The organism is Streptomyces sp. NTD91, assembly GCF_059510455.1.
Genome location: NZ_JCAJZW010000055.1, coordinates 18,821 through 43,232, shown reverse-complemented (window position 1 = coordinate 43,232; position 24,412 = coordinate 18,821). Strand labels below are relative to the sequence as shown.

At 69.0% G+C, this 24,412-nt stretch carries 25 protein-coding genes and 5 pseudogenes; 16 read left to right on the top strand and 14 right to left on the bottom strand.

Going from position 1 to position 24,412, the window contains the following annotated elements:
• The 3 genes from pdxR to AC5WRT_RS34840 form a co-directional block, all read right to left on the bottom strand.
• Complete coding sequence (gene pdxR, locus AC5WRT_RS34850; protein ID WP_496100927.1) at nucleotides 1-1,440, bottom strand: MocR-like pyridoxine biosynthesis transcription factor PdxR; 1,440 nt, start codon at nucleotides 1,438-1,440, stop codon at nucleotides 1-3.
• 606 nt (nucleotides 1,441-2,046) lie between these two features.
• Nucleotides 2,047-2,580 carry a hypothetical protein gene (locus AC5WRT_RS34845; protein WP_496100926.1) on the bottom strand — a complete coding sequence of 178 codons (534 nt, stop codon included), beginning with the start codon at nucleotides 2,578-2,580 and terminating at the stop codon, nucleotides 2,047-2,049.
• Nucleotides 2,581-2,652: 72 nt separating this feature from the next.
• Entirely contained in the window at nucleotides 2,653-3,360 is a 708-nt protein-coding gene (locus AC5WRT_RS34840; RefSeq protein ID WP_496093943.1) for a hypothetical protein, read from the bottom strand.
• 432 nt (nucleotides 3,361-3,792) lie between these two features.
• Here AC5WRT_RS34840 and AC5WRT_RS34835 point away from each other — a divergent pair, with 432 nt between their 5' ends.
• The 9 genes and pseudogenes from AC5WRT_RS34835 to AC5WRT_RS34795 form a co-directional block, all read left to right on the top strand.
• On the top strand, nucleotides 3,793-4,407 hold the full coding sequence (locus tag AC5WRT_RS34835) for a class I SAM-dependent methyltransferase (RefSeq protein ID WP_496093944.1): 615 nt from the start codon (nucleotides 3,793-3,795) through the stop codon (nucleotides 4,405-4,407).
• A gap of 215 nt (nucleotides 4,408-4,622) precedes the next feature.
• Complete coding sequence (locus AC5WRT_RS34830; RefSeq protein ID WP_496093945.1) at nucleotides 4,623-5,159, top strand: hypothetical protein; 537 nt, start codon at nucleotides 4,623-4,625, stop codon at nucleotides 5,157-5,159.
• 282 nt (nucleotides 5,160-5,441) lie between these two features.
• Complete coding sequence (locus AC5WRT_RS34825) at nucleotides 5,442-6,305, top strand: alkaline phosphatase family protein (RefSeq protein WP_496094090.1); 864 nt, start codon at nucleotides 5,442-5,444, stop codon at nucleotides 6,303-6,305.
• 263 nt (nucleotides 6,306-6,568) lie between these two features.
• Nucleotides 6,569-6,745 (top strand): annotated as a pseudogene (locus tag AC5WRT_RS34820) (transposase); the annotation flags it as partial.
• A gap of 196 nt (nucleotides 6,746-6,941) precedes the next feature.
• Entirely contained in the window at nucleotides 6,942-7,178 is a 237-nt protein-coding gene (locus AC5WRT_RS34815) for a hypothetical protein (RefSeq protein ID WP_496094098.1), read from the top strand.
• A gap of 85 nt (nucleotides 7,179-7,263) precedes the next feature.
• Nucleotides 7,264-7,465, top strand: a pseudogene (locus tag AC5WRT_RS34810) (IS1380 family transposase); the annotation flags it as partial.
• Between the two features lie 541 nt (nucleotides 7,466-8,006).
• Entirely contained in the window at nucleotides 8,007-9,383 is a 1,377-nt protein-coding gene (locus AC5WRT_RS34805) for an IS1380 family transposase (protein WP_496093946.1), read from the top strand.
• 545 nt (nucleotides 9,384-9,928) lie between these two features.
• Nucleotides 9,929-10,642 (top strand): VOC family protein, encoded by a 714-nt coding sequence (locus AC5WRT_RS34800; protein WP_496093947.1) that lies wholly within the window; start codon nucleotides 9,929-9,931, stop codon nucleotides 10,640-10,642.
• Nucleotides 10,643-10,812: 170 nt separating this feature from the next.
• Nucleotides 10,813-10,902: pseudogene (locus AC5WRT_RS34795) on the top strand (IS5/IS1182 family transposase); the annotation flags it as partial.
• Between the two features lie 190 nt (nucleotides 10,903-11,092).
• Here AC5WRT_RS34795 and AC5WRT_RS34790 read toward each other — a convergent pair.
• Nucleotides 11,093-11,692: a TetR/AcrR family transcriptional regulator gene (locus AC5WRT_RS34790; protein ID WP_496093948.1), complete on the bottom strand. Its 600-nt coding sequence runs from the start codon at nucleotides 11,690-11,692 to the stop codon at nucleotides 11,093-11,095.
• Nucleotides 11,693-11,842: 150 nt separating this feature from the next.
• Between AC5WRT_RS34790 and AC5WRT_RS34785 the strand changes: the two genes are divergently transcribed.
• Nucleotides 11,843-12,409: an ATP-binding protein gene (locus AC5WRT_RS34785; protein ID WP_496093949.1), complete on the top strand. Its 567-nt coding sequence runs from the start codon at nucleotides 11,843-11,845 to the stop codon at nucleotides 12,407-12,409.
• Nucleotides 12,410-12,467: 58 nt separating this feature from the next.
• On the opposite strand, the pseudogene AC5WRT_RS34780 reads toward AC5WRT_RS34785, so the two are convergent.
• Both AC5WRT_RS34780 and AC5WRT_RS34775 read right to left on the bottom strand, forming a co-directional pair.
• Nucleotides 12,468-12,961: pseudogene (locus AC5WRT_RS34780) on the bottom strand (MBL fold metallo-hydrolase); the annotation flags it as partial.
• Nucleotides 12,962-12,988: 27 nt separating this feature from the next.
• A complete protein-coding gene (locus tag AC5WRT_RS34775; RefSeq protein WP_496093950.1) occupies nucleotides 12,989-13,750 on the bottom strand; it encodes a maleylpyruvate isomerase family mycothiol-dependent enzyme in 762 nt (253 codons plus the stop codon).
• A gap of 162 nt (nucleotides 13,751-13,912) precedes the next feature.
• Between AC5WRT_RS34775 and AC5WRT_RS34770 the strand changes: the two genes are divergently transcribed.
• The 3 genes from AC5WRT_RS34770 to AC5WRT_RS34760 all read left to right on the top strand — a co-directional run bounded on the left by AC5WRT_RS34770 (nucleotide 13,913) and on the right by AC5WRT_RS34760 (nucleotide 16,096).
• Complete coding sequence (locus AC5WRT_RS34770; RefSeq protein ID WP_496093951.1) at nucleotides 13,913-14,470, top strand: transposase; 558 nt, start codon at nucleotides 13,913-13,915, stop codon at nucleotides 14,468-14,470.
• A gap of 307 nt (nucleotides 14,471-14,777) precedes the next feature.
• The gene (locus AC5WRT_RS34765; RefSeq protein WP_496093952.1) at nucleotides 14,778-15,311 is read left to right on the top strand and encodes a carboxymuconolactone decarboxylase family protein; all 534 of its coding nucleotides are present in this window, start codon (nucleotides 14,778-14,780) and stop codon (nucleotides 15,309-15,311) included.
• A gap of 134 nt (nucleotides 15,312-15,445) precedes the next feature.
• Complete coding sequence (locus AC5WRT_RS34760) at nucleotides 15,446-16,096, top strand: nitroreductase family protein (RefSeq protein ID WP_496093953.1); 651 nt, start codon at nucleotides 15,446-15,448, stop codon at nucleotides 16,094-16,096.
• A 200-nt stretch (nucleotides 16,097-16,296) separates the two neighbouring features.
• Here the strand turns inward: AC5WRT_RS34760 and AC5WRT_RS34755 are convergent, their stop codons facing one another.
• Nucleotides 16,297-16,704: a hypothetical protein gene (locus tag AC5WRT_RS34755; RefSeq protein WP_496093954.1), complete on the bottom strand. Its 408-nt coding sequence runs from the start codon at nucleotides 16,702-16,704 to the stop codon at nucleotides 16,297-16,299.
• 88 nt (nucleotides 16,705-16,792) lie between these two features.
• Between AC5WRT_RS34755 and AC5WRT_RS34750 the strand changes: the two genes are divergently transcribed.
• The 3 genes from AC5WRT_RS34750 to AC5WRT_RS34740 all read left to right on the top strand — a co-directional run bounded on the left by AC5WRT_RS34750 (nucleotide 16,793) and on the right by AC5WRT_RS34740 (nucleotide 18,613).
• A complete protein-coding gene (locus tag AC5WRT_RS34750) occupies nucleotides 16,793-17,068 on the top strand; it encodes a hypothetical protein (protein WP_496093955.1) in 276 nt (91 codons plus the stop codon).
• A gap of 1 nt (nucleotide 17,069) precedes the next feature.
• A complete protein-coding gene (gene folE / locus AC5WRT_RS34745; protein ID WP_496093956.1) occupies nucleotides 17,070-17,729 on the top strand; it encodes a GTP cyclohydrolase I in 660 nt (219 codons plus the stop codon).
• A gap of 455 nt (nucleotides 17,730-18,184) precedes the next feature.
• The gene (locus AC5WRT_RS34740) at nucleotides 18,185-18,613 is read left to right on the top strand and encodes a VOC family protein (RefSeq protein WP_496093957.1); all 429 of its coding nucleotides are present in this window, start codon (nucleotides 18,185-18,187) and stop codon (nucleotides 18,611-18,613) included.
• A 71-nt stretch (nucleotides 18,614-18,684) separates the two neighbouring features.
• On the opposite strand, the pseudogene AC5WRT_RS34735 reads toward AC5WRT_RS34740, so the two are convergent.
• The 7 genes and pseudogenes from AC5WRT_RS34735 to argF form a co-directional block, all read right to left on the bottom strand.
• Nucleotides 18,685-18,795, bottom strand: a pseudogene (locus AC5WRT_RS34735) (IS5/IS1182 family transposase); the annotation flags it as partial.
• A gap of 76 nt (nucleotides 18,796-18,871) precedes the next feature.
• Entirely contained in the window at nucleotides 18,872-19,219 is a 348-nt protein-coding gene (locus AC5WRT_RS34730) for a VOC family protein (RefSeq protein WP_496093958.1), read from the bottom strand.
• Between the two features lie 215 nt (nucleotides 19,220-19,434).
• Complete coding sequence (locus AC5WRT_RS34725; RefSeq protein WP_496093959.1) at nucleotides 19,435-20,028, bottom strand: hypothetical protein; 594 nt, start codon at nucleotides 20,026-20,028, stop codon at nucleotides 19,435-19,437.
• 168 nt (nucleotides 20,029-20,196) lie between these two features.
• Nucleotides 20,197-21,114 carry a class I SAM-dependent methyltransferase gene (locus tag AC5WRT_RS34720; protein WP_496093960.1) on the bottom strand — a complete coding sequence of 306 codons (918 nt, stop codon included), beginning with the start codon at nucleotides 21,112-21,114 and terminating at the stop codon, nucleotides 20,197-20,199.
• A gap of 631 nt (nucleotides 21,115-21,745) precedes the next feature.
• Nucleotides 21,746-22,039 (bottom strand): helix-turn-helix transcriptional regulator, encoded by a 294-nt coding sequence (locus AC5WRT_RS34715; protein ID WP_496093961.1) that lies wholly within the window; start codon nucleotides 22,037-22,039, stop codon nucleotides 21,746-21,748.
• Between the two features lie 431 nt (nucleotides 22,040-22,470).
• Nucleotides 22,471-23,394 (bottom strand): carbamate kinase, encoded by a 924-nt coding sequence (locus AC5WRT_RS34710; protein ID WP_496100925.1) that lies wholly within the window; start codon nucleotides 23,392-23,394, stop codon nucleotides 22,471-22,473.
• 3 nt (nucleotides 23,395-23,397) lie between these two features.
• Nucleotides 23,398-24,399, bottom strand: coding sequence for an ornithine carbamoyltransferase (gene argF / locus AC5WRT_RS34705; protein ID WP_496093963.1), 1,002 nt, complete (start codon nucleotides 24,397-24,399; stop codon nucleotides 23,398-23,400).
• Nucleotides 24,400-24,412: the final 13 nt, after the last annotated feature.

The window sequence follows — 24,412 nt, the reverse complement described above, 5'->3', positions numbered from 1 at the left end:
CTAGGGCAGTACCCTGCACAGCGCGTCCAGTGCGCCTGCCCACGCGCTGTCCGAGGGCGCCGCGTAGTTGACCACCAGGGCGTCCCGTTCGGGCAACTGCCATCCGCAGTCCTCCACTTCGTACCGGAACTGCGTCAACCCCCTGATCGCCAGACCTTGCCGGGCCGCGGCCTGGACCACCGAGCTCTCAGTTCCACGAGGGAGTTCGAGAACCGTCTGCAGTCCTGCAGCCGTCCCGGTCACGCGAACGCTGGGAGCCCTCTTGCGCAGGACCTCGACCAGCTGATCGCGGCGACTCCGGTAACGCAGCCGCATCGAGCGCACATGACGGTCGTACACACCAGAGGCGATGAATTCCGCCAGTGTCAGCTGCTCCAGAGCGCTCGTCATGTAGTCGCCATGCCCTTTGGCCTTCACGATCTCCGGGACGAGTTCCTCCGGCAGCACCATCCATCCGAGCCGCACCCCCGGCGCCAGGGACTTGCTCACGGAACCGAAGTACACCACCCGCTCAGGATCGAGGCCTTGCAGGGCCCCCACCGGCTGACGGTCGTATCGGAACTCCCCGTCGTAGTCGTCCTCCAGGATGAGGCCGCCCGTGGCGCGTGCCCACCCGACGGCAGCCGTGCGCCGGTCCGGGCGGAGCGCGACCCCCGTCGGGTACTGGTGCGCCGGGGTCAGCAGCACCGCCCCCACTTCACGCAGTCGCGCGAGGTCGTCGATGCGTGCGCCATGGTCGTCGACGTAGAGGGGCGGGGTGTGAAGACCGGCGTTCGCCAGCAGGTCGCGAAACACGTCGAGTCCGTAGGCCTCGATCGCCACCCCTCGCACCCGCCGTGCCCTGAGCGCCTGGGCCGTCAGCGCCAGACCGTGGTGGAAACCGGAACAGACGACGATCCGATCCGGCTCGGCGTACACCCCTCGGGCCCGCGCCAGGTAGTCCGCGAGTGCGGTGCGCAACTCCATCCGGCCACGAGCGTCCCCGTAGCCGAACGCGTCGTGCGGCGCGGCGGTCAAAGCCCGGCGGGCCACGGTGAGCCACTGCGTGCGCGGAAACGTCGCGAGGTCCGGTGCACCGGTCCACACGCCATATCGGGGACGGGGCTCGGCCGGCCTCGCACGAGGAGCTTCAGGCGCGGCCCTGCGCGGCTCGACCCGGGTGGCCACCCGGGTCCCGGAGCCCTGCTGCGCGGTGAGCCAGCCCTCAGCGACCAGCTCGGCGTAGGCCTCGACCACGGTGTTACGCGAGACGCCGAGATCCGCGGCGAGTGAGCGGGAGGCCGGCAGCCGACTGCCGGGCGCCAGACGTCCCGTGCGCACGACCTCCCTCAAGGCGTCTGTGAGTCCTGCGCGCAGCCCCGGTCCGCGCAGTTCCAGATGCAGGTCGGCGCCGAACGCGGGGGGCGAGCCGGCCGCGGAATTGGTCCGAGAACCTGCCATGTAAATGAACCATACTCCCATACCATCGACTGGCCAGTCATCCCATTGGGCCGCGCTGTGCGCCACCGCAGCCTCGTGTCGGTGACGACCGTGCGCCGTGTCGTTCCGCGAGCGCGTTCGCCGCAAGCACGGACTGGTCGGCATGATCGTTTGTGATGCTCCTGCCAAGCTGGGAGTCGAGACCCCTGGTCACGCTCACGGCGCTGCGGGACGACGACCAGGCCGGTGCCATGGTGCTCGGCCGAAGCACGGTGGCGGCGCAGCGGCGGCCAGGCTCTCGTGCCCCGGGATGGGGTCACCGAAGAGACCGCTCGGACCCCTGTGTGCGTTTGTGGCATCGCGGCCAGGTCGGGCTGAAGCGGCTGCCCTGTCTCCACACACCTGAATATCCGGACCTGCCGACACCGCTGGAACACGTCGGCTCCAAGAGCTTCGCTGAGTTGAAGGCGCGCCCAGACCTGGCCGCGGCCCAACACCGACCGCCTGGCCGCGATCGAGGCCAGGCTCGGTACGGCCGGCGACGGCACCGAGTGGCTGACCGAACGGCACAAACTCGCATGCCCCGCCCGGACGGCCTGCGAGACCGGATCGACGACGCGGGCACCCTCATGTACGTCCGTACGTCTTCAGCGCCATCCGGTACGTCCGGCAAAGCCGGCCGGCATGAGACCCGGGCCGCCGCATCCCCACCCGCTCGCCCCGGCCGACGTGCCGCGGTGTCGTCTCCGAGTCCGACCTGCTCGCCCACCAGGCGCAGGCGCCCGGCCCGTACGAGAGCGGAGGCGAGTGGTGGCGCGGCTGTCCGGACTGCCACCTGCCGACGCGGACCAGGGTCTCCGCCCGCGCGGCGCACAGTCGCACCCTTCGGACCCGGTCCGGCGACGCACGCTGCTCCAGGCCGTGCCGCCGGTGCGGGGCAGGCGCGGCCGACCAGACGCGGTGCCGGCCGACCGGGGCTACGACCACGACAAGTCGCGCTGCCTGGTCCAGGACCTCGGCGTGACGCCGCTGATCGCTCACCGCGGCACCGAGCACGGCTCCGGGCCTGGGCAGCCGACGCCGGGTCGGCGAGCGCGCGTTCGCCCACCTGCACTGGTCGCGCTGCCTGCGGATCCGCTGGAGATCCGCGACGACGCTCACGAAGCCTTCCTCACCCTCGGATGCTCCCGAGATCTGCTGGCGGCGTCTTGCCGCGGTCACCACAGCAGCCGGTCAGTGCACGTGCTCCCCGCGCTCCGCCGGAAACAGCACGGCACCTGGCTCCAGTTCGCCCGGATGCGGGGCGAACACCCGCAGGCATGCTTCGAGAGAGTCCTTCACCGGCGGATGTTCGAGGGTGAGTTCGCCCAGCACGGTGATGGCACCCGCACGATGCATTTCCGCTGCACGCACGCCGTCCGGGAGACAGCCGACCAAGATACCGAAGGCTGCTGTGCCGCCACCGTCGGCGACACACTCGCGGATCTCGAAACGACAGTGCTCGGCCGCGACGGCCAGCAATGACTTGCCCCTCTTGCCCGGCCCGACAAGGAAGTCGGTGCGGGCCCGCAGATGGTGGGCGATGGCACTGCAGATGGGAACCGCGACGCCGTCAGGAGCCGTCACCCGCGTGTACCCGGCATGCGGATGGCACGACAGAGCCTCGTCGAGCAACCCCAACGCGGTGTCTCTTGCCGCCGGATGACCCTGCTGCGCGACGTCCGGAAGCAGCGGGGTCGCAATCACAGCCGCTGGAAAGACAGCGGCACTGTGACCATGGACAATTCCGCCGCCGACAAGCCGCGAGCCGGCCTCCGCCGCCTGTACCACGCTCACCGCCTCGGCCAGGGTACTCAGACCACGGGCGGCACGTCCCGGTTCATACCAGTCGGGATGGCCCGGTATGGAATCCCACTCCACCGCGTCGATCTCATCCAGCACAGCAGCATCCTCGCACGCGGCCGGTACCCACCGCTCAAGCCCCAATGCTCCTTCATCGTCGTCCTGTTGGCAGCCCTCATGTCGAGGCCGCTGCCGTCCACGGCCGGGCCGATGCCGGTGGTGCGGATGGAGGGCCACACGCCGGTGATGCGCAGATCCGCGGGCTTCGCCGCGCATGAGATGTTCCGGGCGGCGTGCAGATCGTCCTTGCAGAAGCGGGCGGAAGGACCGAAGCAGTCGCGCCCTTGGGCAGGTGAGCGAGCACACGCTGCGCACGCTGCGACGGGGAGGCCTTCCAGTGCAGGCCGCTCTGACAATTTCCCATGATCTGCTTGTTCAGTGTCACATGTCCCCATCTCCACGATCACGACTCCCCGTGCGGACGGGGCATTCGTCGTTTGGCGGACCATGAGCGACCTCTACGATGATTCGATGCGCCAGCCCGCCGCAGAGCCCTACTGGAACACCAACGTCGCCCGCCACCCGGGCATCCTCAGGGCTGTTCCCGAGGGGTGCGGGGACGCCCTTGACGTCGGCTGCGGAGACGGACTGCTGGCACGGAAGCTTGCCAGGCGGGCGAAACACGTCACCGGGATCGACAAGTCGCCGGACATGATCGCCTGCGCACGTGAGTCTGCTGCCGGCCACCCGCAACTCACCTTCATGGAGGGAGACTTCCTCGCCGCAGAACTTCCGCGTGCGCAGTACGACTTCGTCTGCTCGGTGACCACGATCCATCACATGGATTTCGAGGCGGCTCTCGTCCGCATGCGTGAGCTGCTGCGGCCCGGCGGCACGCTGGTGGTGGCCGGTCTGGCCCGCGAGGCGAGTGCGACGGAGTGGGCGGCGTTGATCGCGGCTGCCCCGGTCGTGCGGATCACCAAGGTTCTGCGTCGCGCGCGTGGCCCGCAGGGTATGCCGGTCGCCGACCCGCAGATGAGCTACGGGCAGGTGCGGGCTGCTGCCCGGCGGCTGCTGCCCGGCGTGCGCTACCGCCGGCATGTGCTGCGCCGGTACTCCCTGACCTGGGAGAAACCTGCCCGCTGATCCGGCGTCGATGGCGGCGCTCCCCTTTGGGCCTGGCATCGAAGCCGAAGGGCAAGCCCAGGGTGGAGACCGCGGCGTACACGGTGGCTTGCTCCCGCAGGCGCGGGGATGATCCAACCGATGCGGAGAGCGGCTCTTCCTTTTCTGCAAGAGACCGCGCGACCGGCCGGTTGGAGGAAGGATGGGTTGTCAGTGCTCGTTCATAAGATCACGGCATGCCTGATGCCTTCACCGTCTTGTGGACCCATGACACCTGCCGTGCCCTGCGCAAAGCCGGACGGGCAGGCGAGCGGCCGCCAGTGGCCTTCAGCGGCGTCCATTCCTCTCTGCCCGCCTGGTCCGGTGCCCATGCCGGGGACGAGGTGTACGCGCTGCACGTCAACCGATGCGTCGTGTACGTCGTAAGCCGGATGCGGCTGATCGACATCGACCGGCGCGAGTGCTGCGGCACTGCTCCCGCCACCTGGAGGGATCCGGCGTTTCCGGGGCACAGCGACTGGGCGATGCTCGGCGCCGGTGGCTGCGGTGCCGCGGCGGTGCACGTGGACGCTACGCCCGTACGCTTCGACACGCCGATACCCGGGGAGGTCCTGGCGGGGCTTGCGTGGCGCAACCGCCGGGGGCAGACGCGTGGGCTGAAGTACCTGGTGGACGGCCGACTTGAGCGTTCGGTCAGCCTCCAGGGGTTCTATCGTCTGACTTCGGAGTCGGCAGACGAGCTGGCAAGGATTGTCGACAAGTCCTCCTCTTGATCCAATACCGAACGGATGGACCCGTAACGGACTCGCTGTGCCGAGAGCTCGGCCGCCGCGGTTTGCGCAATCCCTGACAGGTGAACGCGATGTGCGGGGTCGACGTCCAACTGCGGCGACTGTTCGACTGGCTTTCACTTCTGAGGCCCGGAAGACGTCTGCAGCGATCCCTATTCTCCTACTGCCCGAAGCAGAGACGACCGCCTGAGCAGTAGACAACACAACCCCCCGCGCTGTCCCAACCGCTCCTGCAGGAGGTCCACCGTGTCCTTGCTGTCCCGCATGAAGCGCTCGTGCCGGGCGCTCTCCCTCGCCGCCTTCCCCGCCGCCCTGGTCGGGGTGTGGGGCGCCGCCCCGGCCGCGCAGGCCGCCGCTCTCCCCGCCCCCGACCACGTGATCGTGGTGGTGTTCGAGAACCACGCCTACGAGCAGGTCATCGGCAGCACGAGCGCCCCGTACCTCAACAACACCCTGGTGGCCGGTGGCGGCAACCTCACCAAGTCGTACGCCATCACGCACCCCAGCCAGCCGAACTACCTGGACCTGTTCTCCGGCAACAACCAGGGCATCACCAACGACAACTGCTACAAGCCACAGTTCAGCAGCGCCGCGAACCTCGGATCGGAGCTCATCGCCGCCGGCAAGACGTGGGGCAGCTACAACGAGGGCCTGCCCTCCCAGGGCTCCACGGTGTGCACCAACTCCGCCACCAAGTACGCCCAGAAGCACAACCCGTGGTTCGCCTTCAGCAACGTCCCGTTGAACACGGCGTACACCTTCACGCAGTTCCCGACGGACTACACGACCCTGCCCAAGGTCTCGTTCGTCATCCCGAACCTGTGCAACGACATGCACGACTGCTCCATCAGCACCGGTGACACCTGGCTGCAGAAGAATCTCGGCGCCTACGCCACCTGGGCCAAGACGCACAACAGCATCCTGGCCGTCACGTTCGACGAGGACGACAGCTCGCACAGCAACCACATCGCCACCGTTTTCTACGGTGCACACGTCGCTCCGGGCAGCTCCACCTCGACCCATTACAACCACTACGACACCCTGCGCACCGTCGAGGACCTGGCCGGGCTGACCACCCATGCCGGGGCCGCGGCCAACGCCTCGGACATCACCGGCATCTGGAACTGATCCCGGTCCGGCACCAAGAGCTCTACACGGTGCCGCGCACAGCGACGCACCAGCGTCAGTACCGCTGTCACTCAGGAGGCGGCGGTACTGACGTACCGCCTCGTAGCGCTGGAAGTCGTCCTCTCGTCGGAGTCTTCAGCCGCGAACACCGAGGCCCCGGCCCGGTGGCCGTCCGCGAACCCGACCGGACGCCGTAATTGCCGATCAGGCGGACTCCTAGGGCGTGTTTCAGAAGTGGATCTTGATGTGTCAAGATCCACTTCGTGGGGCGGCATGATCTGACGAATGCGCAGTGGGCGAAGCCGGAGCCCTTGCTCCCGGTCGGCAACAAGCCTGGACGGCCACCGGTGCACACCAAGCGGCAGTTGATAGACGGCATACGCTGGCGCACTCGGGCCGGTGCTCCCTGGCGGGACGTGCCCGAGCGGTATGGCCCGTGGCAGACGGTCTATGGCCTGTTCCGGCGCTGGCAGCGGGACGGCACCTGGCACCGTGTCTTCGAGCAACTGCAAGCCCAGGCCGACGCCGAGGGACTGATCACCTGGGACGTCTCGGTGGACTCGACCATCGCCCGCGCCACCAGCGTGCGGCCGGTGCCCGCAAAAAGGGGATCTGCAGATCGAGCCGCCAGGCGGTGTGTTCATCGAGCCCGACGATCACGGGCTCGGCCGTTCCCGGGGTGGGCTGACCACCAAGCTTCATCTGGCGGTCGAGCCGGCCCAGAAACCGATGTCGCTGGTCATCACGGCCGGACAGCGCGGCGACTCGCCGCAGTTCCAGGTGGTCCTGGGTCGTATCCGGGTGCCTCGGGTCGGGCAGGGCCGCCCGCGCACCCGGCCGGACAAGGTCCGAGCCGGGTTGTCCGACTGGTGATCGCGTGAGCAGAAGGTGCCTCTGACCAGCGAGAATGAGGATTGTCGAGGTCCTTGTTCCCGCACCAGCCGGGGGCACTTCCTAGGTGAAGAGGCGTATCGGGTTCTACCCCCGTGTCCGCGTCGAGGACGGTGGTCGTGGGATGGTCTCCCAGGCCAGGGCCGTGCTGCTGGTCGAGAGAGCTCGCAAGAGCGGCCTGGTGGACCGAGTCAGCTGTGTTCGGGCCGGTGGCCTCCGACCCGACCGTCTTCCGTCTGATCGGCACGCTGGCCGCCGGCGGGAAGCAGGGTGGGTGGACCAGAAGAAGGCATCCCGATTGGCATCCTCCCCCCAGCAGATCAGACTCCCCGTTGCCGGCCAGGCCGGATACGACGCCGAAACCTCCACCAGCCAGTCCTCGAATGGGACGAACCAGGCGTCATAGGGCCCGTCACCCGGGGCGCCCTCGTTCTGGCGGGAGATGGCAAGGACGTCCTCAATCGCGCCTGATCCGTAGATGGACATGAAGTCCCTGAAATCGGAGGGGAAATCGCAGCCCCATACCTCGCGCACCCGGCGCCAGTCGATGACCTCACCCGCACCGTCGTGCGGAGGCATCAGGGTCATCAGCTTGCGGATGTTCTCGTTCACTTCTCCTCCTAGATGCCGCGCAGGTTCACCTCGGCGCAGCATCCGGCTGGGCGGGTCCGGCACGTCCTACGACTAGCCTCGCGGCTTCACGAAGCGGGCTGTCCGGCAGGCGGTCAGGAAAGCAGAAAGTGCCTCTGCCCAGCAAGAATGAGGATTGTCGAGGTCCCTGTTCCCGCACCAGCCGGAGGCACTTCCCACGTGAAGCACTCTATCGGGTCCTACCCCCGTGTCCGCGTCCAGGACGACGGCCGCCAGGCCGTCTCCCAGGCCGGGTCGGTCCTGCTCGTCGAAACGGTCCGCAAGACCGGTCTTGACCAGGCCATATCCCAGGCTCTGGCTCCGTGGCGCAAGCCGCGGGCCGTCCACGATCCAGGCAAGGCCCTCCTGGACGTCGCCCTGGCGGTCGCACTGGGCGGGGACTGCCTCGCGGACGTCGCGATGCTGCGGTGTGAGCCAGCCGTCTTCGGTCCGGTCGCCTCCGACCCGACCATATCCCGCCTGATCGACGCCCTCGCCGCCTCCGGCGAGAAGGCTCTGCAGGCCATCCGGTCCGCACGGTCCGAAGTCCGCAGCCGTGTCTGGTCGTTGGCCGGCGGCGTCGCCCCGGACGCCGACGGTCAGGTCGTCGTCGATCTCGACGGTGTCCTCGTGATCGCCCACTCCGATAAGGAGGACGCGGCCGCAACCTGGAAGAAGACCTGCGGTCATCACCCCCTGATGGCTTTCCTCGACCACGGACCGGGCGGAACCGGTGAGCCCGTCGCCGCCCTCCTACGGCCGGGAAACGCGGGCTCCAACACGGCTGCCGACCACATCACCACCGCCCAACTCGCCCTGGCCCAAATGCCGAAGCACTACCGGAGAGGGCGGCAGACCCTGATCCGCACCGACTCCGCGGGCGGCACCCACGACTTCGTGTCCTGGCTCGCGCGACGAGGACGATGGCTTTCCTACTCGGTCGGCATGACGGTCACCGAAGCGATCCACGAACACGTGCTGAAGGTCCCCGCCTCAGCCTGGACCCCGGCCGTCGAGACCAACGGTGAGACCCGTGACGGGGCCTGGGTCACCGAGCTCACCGGCAAGCTCCTGGACGGCTGGCCCAAGGGCATGCGACTGATCGTCCGAAAGGAACGGCCCCATCCTGGCGCCCAGTTGAGGATCACGGACGCGGACGGCATGCGGATCACATGCTTCGCGACCAACACCCCTGACCGGCCGATCGCCGCTCTCGAGCTCCGTCACCGGCTGCGGGCCCGGGCCGAGGACCGCATCCGGGCCGCCCGGGCCACCGGCCTGCGCAACCTGCCACTCCACACAGCAGCCCAGAACAAGGTCTGGCTGGAGATCGTCCAGATCGCCCTCGACCTGCTGGCCTGGATGCCCATGCTTGCCCTCACGGGCAAGGCCCGACTCTGGGAACCCCGCCGCCTGCGATTCCGCCTGTTCTCCGCGGCCGCTCAGCTCGTCACCACCGGCCGACGCAGGATTCTCCGCCTCACCCAGCACTGGCCCTGGACCGGCGAGATCACCGCCGCCCTCGAACGGCTCGCGCTCCTGCCCACCCCCGACTGACCAGCAACTTTCCACCGTCCCGACGACAACATCACCCGCCCCGGGCAGTGGAACCCGGCGCCCACCCGACGCGACAGCCGGGCCCTCAACCTGCCCATTATCAACTCTGGGAACCGAAAGGGCCCGTCGACTCCGTCGGCGGTCCCTCGCGAAAGATCGAGGCTAAAGGTCGTTGCGATCGCAGGGGCCGGCTGTGGTCTTTGACTTTGGCCGAGTCGGTGACTCTGCCGCGCAATTTGGCTGAGTGAACGTCGCGGGTGCGGCATGATGGCCTCTGTGGCCCTGGTCGCGTCGTGGGCCACAGGGAGTGAAGTCCATGTCGTTACAGCCGAAGGGGCTGCCAGAGGTCCCGGCACAGACCGTGACGGTCACACAGGCGGCTCTCCTTCATGGGACGTTGGCGATGCGGGTGCAGCTCCGGCTCCGCGGCCCCCGGAATACTCGGCTGCAACTGAGGCCGGCACGCTCATAGGATCCTCGTTCAAGGCGCCGACACAGCGCCCTGCCGACCGTTGGCACTCAACGGACCGAGGATGCGAGGCGCAATGAGCAGCCGACTCTTCGCAATCTCCTTCGACGCGCACCAGCCCGAGCGCCTAGCGCATTTCTGGTCAGGCGTCCTGGGCCTGAAGAGAGCCGACGATTCTTACGACGGCGTCGCCCTGCTGTCCGGGAATGACGCCGGCTACCGTCTCGGCTTCCGTCCCTCCCAAACGCAGAAGGCCGCCCAGAACCGGCTGCACTTCGACCTGACCAGCTCCTCCCTGGAGGACCAGCAGAAGACCGTGGCCAGGGCGCTCGACTTCGGTGCGACGCACGCCGAGGTCGGCCAGGGACGGGACGCGTCCCATGTGGTGCTCGCCGACCCCGAAGGCAACGAGTTCTGTGTTATCGAGCCGGGCAACAGTTTCCTCGCCGGCTGCGGCTTCATCGGAGCGCTCGCCTGCGATGGTTCGCAGGCCGTGGGCCACTTCTGGAGCGAGGCGCTGGGCTGGCCGCTGGTCTGGGACCAGGACGAGGAGACCGCCATCCAGTCACCGAACGGCGGTACGAAGATCACGTGGGGTGGTCCGCCGCTCATGCCGGACCCCGGCAAGGACCTGCACTTCGACCTCGCACCGGACGACGATCATCAAGCGGAGGTCGAGCGCCTGCTCTCCCTCGGGGCGCAGTGTCTCGACTCCGACCACGGAGGGGACGGCGCAGTGCTGCTGGCCGACCCCGACGGCAACGAGTTCCGCGTGCTCACGCGCCGGTGAGACGTGCGCCGCGGTAGGCGGATGCTGCTGCGAGGAGCGCAGCAGAGAGTCGGGCAGGCCCCGTCACCCGACGAGCAGCTCAACGCGTCCCGCGAGGAGAGAGCCACACCCGACCCTGAACCAAGCAGCAGAGTCGTGGGTACTGATGGTCGCGGTGTACTACCGCACGAACCCTCCGCGACTGGCGCCGGCACGGCGACGGTCTCCATCACGCGGTCCGGGCCGTTGCCCACATGCACGACCTCGCCCGCGCGCCATGACCAGACGCTTCCGTGCATGGGCTCTGACCTGCCCAAAGCGGGCTTGATCTCGGGTTCGCCGGCCGGGCGGGCGCCATCGGCGATGCGACCGTTGCCACTGCACGGACAAGCTGGAGTGCGGGTGGCCTTGCCCTGCTGCCCACCCTGCGTGGCCTGACGCACGCCCGCCACACGGTCCGCCACGCGATCGTCATGTGGTGATGTGCCAGCCGGGTTCGAGACCGTCGAGAAGCGCATGGAAGGCCATTTCCGCCCGGTCCCAGTGGCCGTCCGCCAGCGGGGCGATCAGCAGTCCGAAGGAGGCGTCGGTCAGCAGAACGGCCTGTGTCCGGGCCCGCTCCTCGTCCATGCCGAGATCGCGGAAGACCGTGGTGAGGAGGTCCGTCCATTCGGTGACGATGCCCTGCATGACGGGCCCGTACCGGTCCGGGTGCAGCACGCTGGAACTCATGATCTCGAGATAGAGAGGCAGCGAGGCACGTACGTCGAGGTCGCTGAACTGACGCCACACCTCCTCCATGAAGCGGCGCAGACCCGCTGGATCTCCGGGTGAGCCGACGGTCTCCAGCAGTTCGCGGCTGCGCAGGAGAGGACGGCGTTCGTAGACGGCGAGCGCCTCGGCGACCAGCCGTTCCTTCGATCCGAAGTAGTAGAGCAGCATGCGGTCGCTGGTGCCCAGAGCACGAGCCAGGGGGCGCAGGGAGAGGTCCGTCAGCCCGTTGCTGACGACGTATGCGCGGACCCGGCGCAGCAGGTCACGTCGTTTGGCCGGATCGGGCGGGCGAGGCATGAGGGCTCCGAGGGACGACAGCAGATCAAGGGTCCTACATATCCACTATGCAATCTTTTGAGTAGGTCTTTACCGTAGCACCCGCTACATCTATATTGGAGGTGTAGCGACCGCTACATGTATAGCCCCCTTTCGAAGGGACTGATCCCCATGGCGATCCCTGCCACCGCCGGCACCCGCGGTACCCCGCGCCGAGCAGATCGGTCCTCTCGAGACGGTGCCCTCTCCTGGGCCACCCGGCAGTGGGCCCTGTGGTCACGCGCCCTCGCGCCGGTGCGACCGCTCGACTCACCCCGGGGTCGCGCCTCTGCCTGGGACGCCTCCTGGCCCCTGCGACGCGAGCCGACCTCTGCGAGGCAGGCCCGGCGGCAGGTGACCACACAGCTGGCGGACTGGGGGCTGGAGGACCTGACCGACACAGCCCAGCTCCTGGTCAGTGAGGTGGTCACCAACGCCCTGCGCCACACCCGTGGGCCGCTCCGGCTCAATCTTCGGGTGCGCAACGGTCGCCTGGCGTGCGAGGTGGAGGACACCGAGTCCGCCGTACCCGTCCGCAACGTCGCCGACAGCGACGCGGAGGGCGGGCGCGGGACCGAACTCCTGGACCTGCTTGCAGACGCCTGGGGCAGCACCCGGACCGCCACCGGCAAAACCATCTGGTTCGAGCTGCGATCCGACGACCTCGCGCCGACCACTGCGCAGACGGGTGGGGCGTGAGACGTCTGGGCGGTGACGGTCATGGCCGCGTCCACAGGTGACGGCGGCCCGCGGAACAGCCGGGCAACTGCGTGCCGCCCAGGGGGAGCATCGCCAGGTCGGCGGCGGAAAGCGGCGGGCGATCTCTTCCAGGCCGTAGAACAGCAGGGTGTCGCCCGAGACATGCAGCCGCAGCCGCACCGGTCCGCCGACCGGCCCGAACTCCAGCATGCTGCCCATGGCAGGCGGAAGCAGACGGCGCAGCACGGGATGCAGGGCATGTCGTCCAGGCAGTGAGGTCACCCGGACCTGTGCCGCGCCGCGCTGCAGGATGCAGCTCTCCCAGGTGCGCAGCCCTCCTGCCCGGCGAAACCCCTGCAGGGTAGGCAGCCGGCGCGCGGCGTGCGGTGTCGTGACGATCGGGAGCCAGTGGTCCAGACCGCTTCCGGCGCGACGGTCGCAGTGATCACCGTGCAGATGCGAGAGGACGACGCCGTCCGGGCGGGGCATGTCCCCGACGTCGAGGGCCGGCTCGGTGAGCCTACGGCTGACCAACCCGTATCCCAGATGCGCGCGGCCGTCCGCTGGCGTGTTGACCGGCTACTCCTCGGGCTCCCAGGCGATCAGCTGCACGAACACCTGCTGGTCGCCCTCGATCTTCAGGTCGCTCAGCGTGAGGCGGCCCCAGACGAAGAGGAGCAGTTGCTCGGCCGTGCCCGTGGCCGAAGCGGAGGCGGGCGCGGCGTCGTCCGTGAGGGGTGCTGGCCAGGCGCCGGTGCCGTCCAACGCGAGGAGCCAGGAGCGGCCCTCGGTGGCGTGGTAGTGGATGGTGGCGGCCTCGTGCGGCCAGGCGGCCGGGGTGGAGTTGCAGGTGTCGAGAAACTCGGCCACGCCGTCGATCGCGACGTCCGCCGGCATCGGCTGCACGGCGCCTGCGGGGAGCTGGGCGTCGTAGGTGTGCACCAGCACCTCGTGCACCCGGCGCCGGGCAACGCCCCAGGCATTCGCCGGCGACACGTCGGCGCCCCACCACGCCCAGCACTCGCGCTCCGGGCCGGCCTCGCGCAGCGCACGCAGCAGCAGTTCGTTCGACTCGGCGTACCAGACCAGCAGTGCGTCGAGCTCGCGCGGCACATCCGCGGCATCCTTGGCCGGCGGAGCCTCGGCCGGGCCCGCGGCGACGATCGCGGCCCACCAGCGCTGGCCCGTACCCAGGTGCTGCACCAGATCGAACAACGTCCACTCGGGGCAGGACGGCACCGGCGCGTCGAGGCTGCGCGCGGCGGCAACCGCACTGCGGAACGCGGCCGACCGCTCGTCGATCAGTTGCAGCAGCGTGGAAAACTCGAGACTCTCTGTCACATCGCTTACCTATCAACCCAGCTCAGCCGACCGCACCCTATCTCCCGGGCCGTCAGCTGCAGGAGTCGGAGCACCTGATGGAAAGCCTGCTCGTAGCCATATCCCCTTCCTGGCCGGCTCGTTGAACGAGTCATGGGGAAGGGGAACGGTCCTCCGTGGAGGGTGCCGGATGACCTGAGGGAGCGGACCGAGCCGTTGCTGCCGGTCAGGCGGCGGCGTCCGCGCCATCCCGGCCGGCTGCCACTGAACGACCGTGGTTGCCTGCAGGGCATCCTGTTCGTGCTGCCCACCGGGATCCAGCGGGAGTGGCCGCCGCAGGAGCTCGGCTTCCGGTCCGGGACGACGTGCTGGCGTCTGCTGCGCGACTGGCACGAGGCCGGGGTGTGGGACCGGATGCACCAGGGGCTGCTCACCGAGTTGCACCGTGCCGGGAAGCTGGACTGGTCCCGGTCCCGGTCGGAAGATGTCCCGCCGTTCGGCGATGACACGGGTGAGGTCGTCGCGGACATCCAGATCGGCCTCGACGTCTCGCACGCGAGGGATCCGAGGCCGCTGCCGTTCTCGAACGGGCGACCGGCGACGACGAAGAAGTCCGCCCGCTCCTGGTACGCATCGATCGTGTCGAGGCCGGCGAACCGTTCGCTTCGGTGGAAGTCGAGCACGCTCTCGGTCTGCCAGTCGATGACGCCGCGCGCCAGGCTCTCCTTGTTCGCAGAGTAGCGGCTCAGCTGCGAACCGTGCCCCCGGCCGCTCTTCGCACCCGCTCGTTGTTCGTCGCGTGGACCCGCCGCGTGCGGATCAAGTCCGCGGCCTGCTCGAGGATGCGACCTCGCGTCGCAGCTCTTCGCCCGTGCGCCCGCGAAGATCACGCGATCGATCGTTCATCTGCATGCCACCACCCTGTCCCGCAGATTGAGCCCAGTGGCCCAGCATGGCTGCAGACTGGGCTTGACAGCCCATTCTGCGCCGTGTTCACTGCAAGTGGGCCAGACAGCCCAGAACTGACACCGACCCGAGGACCACCCCCATGTCTCGTCTCAGCACGCCCGAGCACACCGACATCGACGCCAAGACGCAGGGCACGCTCGACGCCATCGCCAAGCAGTTCGGCTTCGCGCCGGGCATGTTCACCACGCTCGCCGCCAACCCGACCGTCCTCGAGATCGTGATGGGCCTGCAGGGCAGCATCGCGAGGCTCCTCGACGCGAAGACCCGCCACACGATCGCGCTGGCCACGTCCCACTCCAACAACTGCGACTACTGCTCGGCGCTGCACGGATACATCTCCGCGAACCTCGGAGGCATGGCCACCGAGGAGATCGAGCTGGCCCGCACCGGCGGCTCCACCGATCCGGGGCGCGCCGCCGTCGCCCGCTTCTCCCAGCAGGTGGTCGAGACCCGCGGTCAGGTGGACGACGAGGACATCGCCGCGGTTCGCGAGGCCGGGTACACGGACCCCGAGATCCTGGCGATCGTCACCGTCGTGGTCGTCACGCTGCTCACGAACTACCTCAACAACGTCAACGACACCGTCGTCGACATCCCCGGTGCGGGCGCGTAACCAGCGACGTCGAAACCGCGTCGACCGGCAAGGCCGCGCCCCGATGAAAACGACGTACACCACGTACTGACGTGACTCCGACGCCCAGCAACCACCTCCCGACCCGATCCCGAACAACGGAACGAAAACCGAGCATGGATCTCAACAATCTGATCACCAAGCACCTCACCCGCTACTTCGACCCGAACAAGAAGATCCCGGAGGAGACCTTCCAGCTCCTGCTGCGTTACCTGCGCACCTCGCCGACGACGATCAACATCCAGCCGAACCACTTCCATGTGCTGGAGTCGCAGGCCGGCAAGGACAAGCTGGCGGACGCTCTCGTCGGCCGCTTCGCGGACAACCAGGAGAAGATACGGAACGCGTCGCACGCGATCGTGTTCACGACCCGCAGGACGATTCCCGACGAGCACTTGCGGGAGATCTTCGCGAAGGAGCGCGCGGACGGTCGCTTCGCGGACCCGGAGATCCAGAAGGCCTGGGAGGCTGGAGCGTCCCACTTCGTGGAGATCCAGTCGGAGAACTACGGCGGCGACGTGCTCCACTGGCTGGAGAAGAACACCTACCTGGTGGTCGGCGCGACCATGATGGCCGCCGCTTCTCTCGGAGTCGACGCCACCCCGCTGGAAGGGTTCGACCGCGCGACGATCGACGAAGCGTTCGGCCTCACCGACACCGACTTCACCACAACGCTGATCATGGCGCTCGGCTACCCGGACGAGACGCGTGTCTCTCGCCAGCCGGTCTCGCGCTTCGAGGCCGAGAAGATCTTCACCCACATGTGACGTACTGAGCGGGCGTGCGATCGGCGCGCCTGCTCGGTTCTGCGCGACTCGACTGTCCGGCGCCCGCACCTCTTCTCCACGGACGCCGGACAGTCGACCTCCGTCGACCTCGAGGAGGCCAAGAGGCACGCAGACAGGACAGTCCAGAACCGCGCGGCCGCGCGCCGCGGAACTCCCGGGCTCGGAGTACACGCACCAGTTCACCGGCCGGCGAGTCGGCCCGCCGCAAAGCCCTGCCGGCCTGGCTTCGCGTCCTGCCTCGCCTCGTCGTCGCGATCATCGTCGCTCGGACCCAGGCGCACACAGCATTCCCCGGGCTCAGGCGCGAGGAAGGCCTGGATGCCGTTGACCTCAAGGCCGCCCAGACAGCCGCTGAGGAAGGCGTGGTTCATGCCGCACACCAGGTCGGGGGCCTTCGCGGCCAGCGGGTGGAAGGGGCAGTCGCGCAGCCTGAGCCGTGTCGGGGTGTCCCGGACGGGTTCGTAGCCGTACCCGTTCAGCAGCCGCTCGCAGGCGGTCAGCCCGCGCTCCGGGCCCACGCGGCCAGGACGGGCCTCCTTGCGTGCGGCCTCACCCAACTGCCGACCGCGCTGCTCGGCGGTCCGCATGGCCGCCTGTTTCGCGGTCTCGTCTGCGCCTTCGGTGAGGACGGCGTCCAGGAGCAGGTCGGCCAGGAGTTCGTGGCGCCGGTCGGGGATGTTCGTTGCCGAGAGGAGTGCCCTGGCCTGTGCCGCCTTCTGCCTGCTGCTGCCCGTCGCACTGCTGGGATTCGTGATGCTGGCCCGTTGGGTTCCCGTCCACCGCGAGCGCGCCGCGGTCGGTGCGGCAGCGGCCGCCGCGGGGCCGGGGGCCGAAGGCACCGTCCCTGCCGAACAGCACTTCCCGGTGCCGGGGGTGCTGGCCCATGGGCTGCTCGCCCTGGTCCCTGTCGTCCTGGTCCTGCTCGCCGCTCTGGGCATCGGGGGCAGCTGACATGTCCGAGCGCCGGAACGACACCAGTGCGCCAGCAAGTCTCCTGGCCGCGGAAGAGGCGATACCCGGGCGGCCCGCTCTGCGGGTCGTCCACGAACCCGACGGGATCGACCTGGCCGCCGCGGAAGCCGCGGCCGGCCAGCTCCTCACCGCCCTGGGCATCTCCACCCGCTCGGAGAGCCTTCGCGGCACACCGGGCCGGATGGCCCGCGCCTACGCGGAACTCTTCACTCCGCGCCCCTTCGACCTGACCACCTTCCCCAACGACGAGGGCTACGACGAACTCGTCCTGGCCCGCCGTATCCCCGTCCGGTCGGTGTGCGTGCGAGCACCACCTGCTGCCGTTCGTGGGCACCGCCCACGTCGGCTACCTGCCAGGCGCCCGCATCCTGGGCCTGTCCAAACTGGCCCGCGGCGTCGAGCATTTCGCCTGCCCCCCCAGGTCCAAGAACGCCTGACCAAGCAGGTCGCCGACTGGCTGCAGACCCACCTGGAGCCCAAGGGCGTCGGGGTGGTCATCGAGGCGGAACACTCCTGCATGACCCTGCGTGGCGTCCAGGCCACCGGGTCCAGCACCATGACCTCCACGCTCCTCGGCCTACTGCGCTCCGACGCCCGCTCCCGCAGCGAATTCCTCGCCCTGACAGGAGCAGCCTCCTGACCATGGCGTCCCACTGGCCCCGGTACACGCTTTCGTACGGCCGCCGACGCGCAGAGTCGCGCGCTCGGGATGGGCGACCACGACTTTGACCTCATCCATGGGCGACAAGTATCCCGGCGATGATGGTCGACGTCGCCGTTTGTCGCGCGTGACGGGCTGGTGCGGTGTGGCTGCACGCAGCGTCCTGACTGCGACCGGAGCCGGACGACCCGCGTGTGCGCCGCGAGAGACAGAAGACGTTGCGGTTACGGCAGGACGACTTGCCCCACAACCCCGACCTGTTGCGCCCGCCGTACGCTGTCGGCGGCAGCCGTCCCCCCGTGTGGCTGGCGACCGCGCTCGCCGCGGGCGGGACGTGCCACCTGCTCGACCGGCCGCGTGGGAGGCACTGGAACACGGACCACCCGCTGGCTCCGCCGCCAGGTGTGGCAGTGACCCCTTGGTAGGGTGCGCTGATGTCACAGATCAAGAAGTTCCAAGTCACCTTTGACTGTGCAGAACCTGAACGCCTCGCTCGTTTCTGGTGCGAGGTGTTGGGATACGTCGTTCCGCCGCCTCCGGAAGGTTTTGCCACCTGGGACGATTTCAAGCGCTCGCAGCCACCTGAGCAGCGGGATTCATGGTTTGCCTGCACTGATCCCTCAGGTGTGGGCCCGCGACTGTACTTCCAGCGCGTCCCTGAAGGGAAGGCCGCGAAGAACCGGCTGCATCTTGATGTGCGGGTAGGTACCGGGCTCGTGGGTAGAGAGCGCCTCGCCGCCCTTGAGGCCGAATGCGCACGACTGGTGCAGCTCGGCGCGGTACACGTGCGAACGCTGTACGACGGCAATGATGCGTGCATCCCGATGCTTGACATCGAGGACAACGAGTTCTGCATCGACTGAGCCTGCTCCGAGCCCAAGAGGCGGGCAGCGCCTCCACCGGGCCTCTCCGGTTGCGCAGTTGGCCGGCGTCGTCCCACGAAGGCGAGGTTGTGCAGCCGGGCGATGCCGAGCATGGCGGTGTGAGGGCCGTCGCCTTTCAGGCGGCAGTCGTGACGGATCTTTCAGGTCTTCATCCGCGCTAGGGTGCGGTTTTGTGACCTACCCGGCAGGTTGGCAGATTGGCTGTGAACAGCACGTTCCCGGTCGTGGGGAGCGGTGTCAGCGGTGACCCAGCACGTTGATCACGCGGCCGTTGGGGTCGCGGACGAAGAACCGCCGGACGCCCCACTCCTCGTCCTGCAGCGGGTGGACGATCTCCGCACCGCTGCCCCGCATGGCCGCATAGGCCGCGTCCACGTCGTCCACTTCGACACTCATGTCGGGGGTGACCGGGGCAGTCTTGTCGCGGGTCATGAAACTGACTTGCGCCGCAGGGCTGGACGGGGAGGCGAGCGTCATGATCCAGCCGTGGTTCATGACCTCCTCGAGGCCCAGCAGACCGTAGAACTTCCGGCTCTCCTGCCCAGCCTCCGACTGAACGTTGGGCACGACGCGGCGAACGGACATCGACGACTCCGGATGAGAACAGGGATGCCTCCGAGACCCTCCACAACTACTACGGCACACCCGCCGCCGCACGCACTTTCGCAAGATGCCCTGGCTTGATCTTCAAGCTCTTGGGCCGGCCGGGTGGTCGGCCGCTTCGGGAATGCGGATGCCGCCGCCCGGCTGACCTGGGATGCGCACGTCGGTGGTTTTGCACCGGCGTCGGAGGCCTGCGGTCAGTGGCCGCCGCTCGGGGGCTCGCAGCCAGTGCCGTCGGGGTAGCCGCCGAAGGCGTCCGCCTTGGTGACGTCACTGCTCATCGTGCCCTCCACACACCAGGGAGACGCACCGATGTCGATGAGGAAGCCGACTCCGGCGGACCCGTCCTGATACGTCTGCACCTTTCCGTCGGAGTAGCCGAGGCCGGTGAGCGCGGCGCGGACGCTGTCGGGGGCGAAATCACCGCGCCGGCGCAGCGGTTCGAGTGCACTCTTGATGCGTCCGACGGCGGTGAGTCCGTCGCAGCGGCTCTGGCCGTGGAGCGGGATCGGAACTCTGAAGCCGTGGTTTTCGGCGTAGTGGTCGGTCGGCGGCGCGGTTGAGCTCGGCGCGGTGACGGCCGGGGCCGCCGTCGGCTTGGAGCTCTCGCCTCGGCAAGGGAAGTCTGCTGGTGTACTCGGCGTCGATATGCCGGTCGGCGTGGGATGCGAACGCCGGTACGCGTCGGCGGTGTCCCCTGCCCGCTGCGTTCCGCAACTCGTCGTCAGCAGCACCATCGCCGCCAACGGCAGCATCCCGAGCCGGGCTCTCGTCTTCCTCAGCATCATCATGCGTCGATCTTTCCCCGCAGCTCGGTGGGCGTCATGAGTTCTTCTACTCATCCGGCCGCAAGATCCGGTCGCCTTCGGTGGCAAGCCACGGTTCGTCAGGCCTTGCGAGGGTTCGTCGAGCTCGTCGCCCGCGCCGAGGCCGAAGCCGGCAGCTGCACCAACCCCACCTCAGTGGCTTTCGGCGACCGCTACGCGGCCCGACTTCAAGGACGTCCGTCCGCGGGCCGGGCTGCCGGCGTCGTGTGCGAGGGCGAGGAGGCTGTCGTCCGACACCACCCGCAGGCCGTACTCCGCGAGCAGTGCAGCCATCCGTTGCGGCCTCCAGAGTGATCGCCACGGCTCGCCGGATGTCACGGAACCACCGAGCACGCGTGCCAGCAGCCGCCCCGCAGCCGCCCTCGCCGAGGGCGCCTGGTAGTTGACGACGAGTGCACTGCCCGAAACCGTCCGGGTGGCGAGAGCGGCCACCATCGAGCGCACCTGGGCGCGCGTGAGGTACGGCACGACACCCTCCCACAACCATGTCGTCGGGGCGGACGGGTCGTGACCGGCGGCATCCAGCGCCGCACCGAGATCATCGACGGCGAAATCGACCGGCGTGAACCGCACGGACCGGGCGACGACCGGAAGCCCGGCGGTCAGGCGACTTTCCTCATCCCCTCCTGGGAGCACCGGCGCGGCGTCGGCGAGGCGGGCGCGCTTGTCCTGCTGCGAGGCCGGACGGTCGACCTCCCACACATCTGTCCGCGCGAGACCAGGCAGGCGCCACGCACGCGTGTCCAGACCGGCTCCGAGGATCACGAGCTGCCCGGTCACGCGGGCGCGCAGTGCCTCGTCGATCGCCAGCGTCCGCGGCACGATCAGCTCGGCGCACGCCCGTACGCTCTCGTACGCCATGCGCTCCTGCCAGCCCACGGGCGGAGTGTTCGCTCTTACCTGGTCCACGGCCGTACGCTCTTCGGGGCGCAGCAGCCGTGCCGCCACAGGGTCGGTGAACCGGTCCGTGACAGTCCTGCCGTCCGCGGCCGCTCGCCCCTGACAGATCAGTACCGCTGTCCGGCTCGCCGCACGCCCGTTTTTCTTCATGGACCCCCATTCAACACCCCCCTCGTTCCGTCCCGCGCGGGTAGCAGACACAATGCCCTTGCACACCGGTCCGGCCGCGCGGCGGAAGGTGTACGTCCGCCCGTCCTCGTCCGACAGGGTCCAGCCGTCCAAGTACGTCGCCTCTGAAGTCGAGTTGGTGAGGGGCACCGGCGTGCTTCGTGCGAATCCTTCGGGACGTGGAAGACGGTTTTCGGGCGGGGCGGGCACGGTCCGACCGTGCCGGGTGGTGCCATCGGTCGAGGCGTCGCGGGCGTCATCGTCGCGCTGACGGCGGCACGGGCGCGGCCCCGCGGCCGGCGCGCAACCGGCTGACCGCGCACCTCCGGAAGGCCCGAGGCACTCGTCCGAAACCGGTTGAACGCGTGTCGACCGTGGGAACGGAACTCCGCAGCCGGGGCCGTCATGGACCGAGCGACGGCACCGTCGCACTTCTGTTCCCGGATGACCTCGTTGCACCAGGGCGAATGAGCTTGGGCACCGCTGTCTCGGCGCGGGGCGCCAGTGGTCGACAACCGACCGGTGTGTGGCGGCCGGTGACGCCCGCCACCGGCGTGGGACCGCTGCTCCGAGCAGCCCGGCGTCCACGAAAACCTCCGCCTCGTGCTGTGCATCACCTCCCGTCCGTACCGGTCCGGAACGCCCCTGGCGTCACGCCGGTCCGCAGCCGGAAGAAATTGGTGAAGTCGCTGGCGTCGACGAAGCCGAGGCGGTCCGCGACCTCTTTCGCCGTCAGACGGCTGTGCCGCAGCAGCCGCTTGGCCTCCAACAGCACACGATCGTCGACATACTTCTTGGCCTTGCGGCCCGCTGCGGCGGACGCTGCCCGGGTCAGCGTGCGCGGACTGTGGCCGAGTGCCGCCGCGTGGTCCTCCACGCGGCGGGTCACCGCGTGGTCCCGCTCCACGGCCGCGTGGCGTCGGCACGTACCGCATCCAGGTGATCGGCACCAACCGTCTCGCCTTCCAGCCGGTCCCGATGCACGACGTCGCCCAGGCGGGCTCCCTCGATCAAGTCGCGGCTGTCGCCGGGGGGGGTTCCCGGCACCTGGCCGACCCGAGCCAGGCGCTCGACCGGGCGACGTCCGAGAATCGGAACACCGACCCACTGCTTGTCCTCGGCGGAGTCGGGGTACAGCTCTGTGTCCCGAAGCCGTCGAAGACCCGCAGCCCCATGCCGAGGTGGGGACCATCCGCACGGCGTTCCACCTCCCCGCCCCAGGCGCCCACCATCTCGGAAGAGCGATGCCCACCGCGGTGGCCGCCTGTCGCGAGTGGAGTGGCGAGCGGTAGGGCCCGGCCCGGGAGGCGCGGTGCGGAGCGGTGCCGCCGCGCCGTGTCACCCGACCGTGAGGTCCGGCCGGATCAGCGTGCCCGACCTGCCGTGGACGATCTCGTATGCCGCATCCAGGGCACCGATCGCGGCCAGACCGCCAGTGTGCTCGACGAAGCCGGCAGCCGCCTCGGTCTTGGGCCCCATGGAGCCGGCAGGGAAACCACCGTGCCGCAGCTCCCGGGGGGTGGCGTCGGGCAACGGGCGTTGGTCAGGGGCTCCATAGCGCTCGTAGACGTAGGGGACGTCGGTGAGGATGAGCAGGAAGTCGGCCCTGAGGTCTTCGGCGAGCAGCGCCGCCGTGAGGTCCTTGTCGATGACGGCCTCCACCCCGGTCAGTGCGCCGGTGTCGCGGTCGGCGGTGACGGGGACCCCTCCCCCGCCGGCGCAGATCACCAGGGTGCCGCTGTTCAGCAGTTCGTGGATGGTGTCGGTCTCCAGGATGCGTTCGGGGGCAGGTGAGGCGACGACCCGCCGCCAGCCGGTGGTGTCCTGGGCGATGTGCCAGCCGCGCTTGCGGGCCAGTTCCTCGGCCGTGGCACGGGAGTACACCTGCCCGACGAACTTCGTGGGCCGGGCGAAGGCGGGATCGTCGGCCCGCACGAGAGTGTGCGTGACGAGCGCGGCGATCCGGTGCCCGGGCAGGGCGTCGTGCATGGCGCGGGTGAGCAGGGAGCCGATCATGCCCTCGGTCTGGGCCCCGAGCAGGTCCAACGGGTAGGGGACGCTGAGCGCGGGGTCGGCCTCGCTCTCCATGGCGAGGAGTCCGATCTGCGGGCCGTTGCCGTGGGTGATGACCAGTTCGTGCTCATGGGCGAGTTGGGCCAGGGCCGCGGCGACGCGGTCGACGTTGGCCTGCTGGACAGCGGCGTCGGGGCGTTCCCCGCGCTGCAGCAGGGCGTTGCCTCCGAGGGCGACGACGATGCGCATGGTTCAGGCCTCCAGGGTGGCGACGAGCACGGCCTTGATGGTGTGCAACCGGTTCTCGGCCTGGTCGAAGACGATCGAGGCGGGCGAGGAGAACACCTCGTCGGTGACTTCGAGACCGTTCAGTCCGTAGGCCTCGAACAGCTCCTGGCCGAGCCGGGTGCGCCGGTCGTGGAGAGAGGGCAGGCAGTGCATGAACCTCACGTCGGGATTGCCGGTGAGGGCGAGGGTCTTGTCGTCGACCTGGTACGGGAGCAGCAACTCGATCCGTTCCCGCCAGGTGTCCGCCGGTTCGCCCATGGAGACCCATACGTCCGTGTGCAGGAAGTCGGCCCCCCGCACGCCGGCCTCGACGTCCTCGGTGAGGGTGATCCGCGCCCCGCTACGGTCGGCCACTTCGCGGCATGCACCCACGAACGAGGGCTGCGGCCACAGCTCCTCGGGCGCGGCGATGCGCACGTCCATGCCGAGCAGCGCGCCCATCGACAGCAGCGAGTTGCCCATGTTGTTACGGGCGTCGCCCAGGTAGCAGTAGCTGACGTCCGTGAGCGGCTTGGCGCTGTGCTCCCGCATCGTGAGCATGTCGCACAGGCTCTGGGTGGGGTGGGCGGTGTCGGTCAGTCCGTTGTGGACGGGGACGCCCGCGTGGGCGGCGAGTTCGGTGACGATCGACTGGGCGGAGCCCCGGTACTCGATGCCGTCGAACATGCGGCCGAGGACGCGGGCGGTGTCGGCGACCGACTCCTTGCGCCCGAGGTGGGTGTCGCCGGGGCCGAGATAGGTGGTGCGGACGCCCTGGTCGGCGGCCGCCACTTCGAAGGCGCAGCGGGTGCGGGTGGAGGGCTTCTCGAAGACCAGGGCGATGTGCCTGCCGGTCAGCTGCGGCCGTTCGGTGCCGGCACGCTTGGCCGCCTTGAGGTCGTGGGCGAGATCGAGGAGGTGGTGGATCTCGCGGGCGGTGAAGTCGAGTTCGCTCAGGTAGGAGCGGCCTCGCAGGTCGACGGTCATGGTGTGTCCTTAC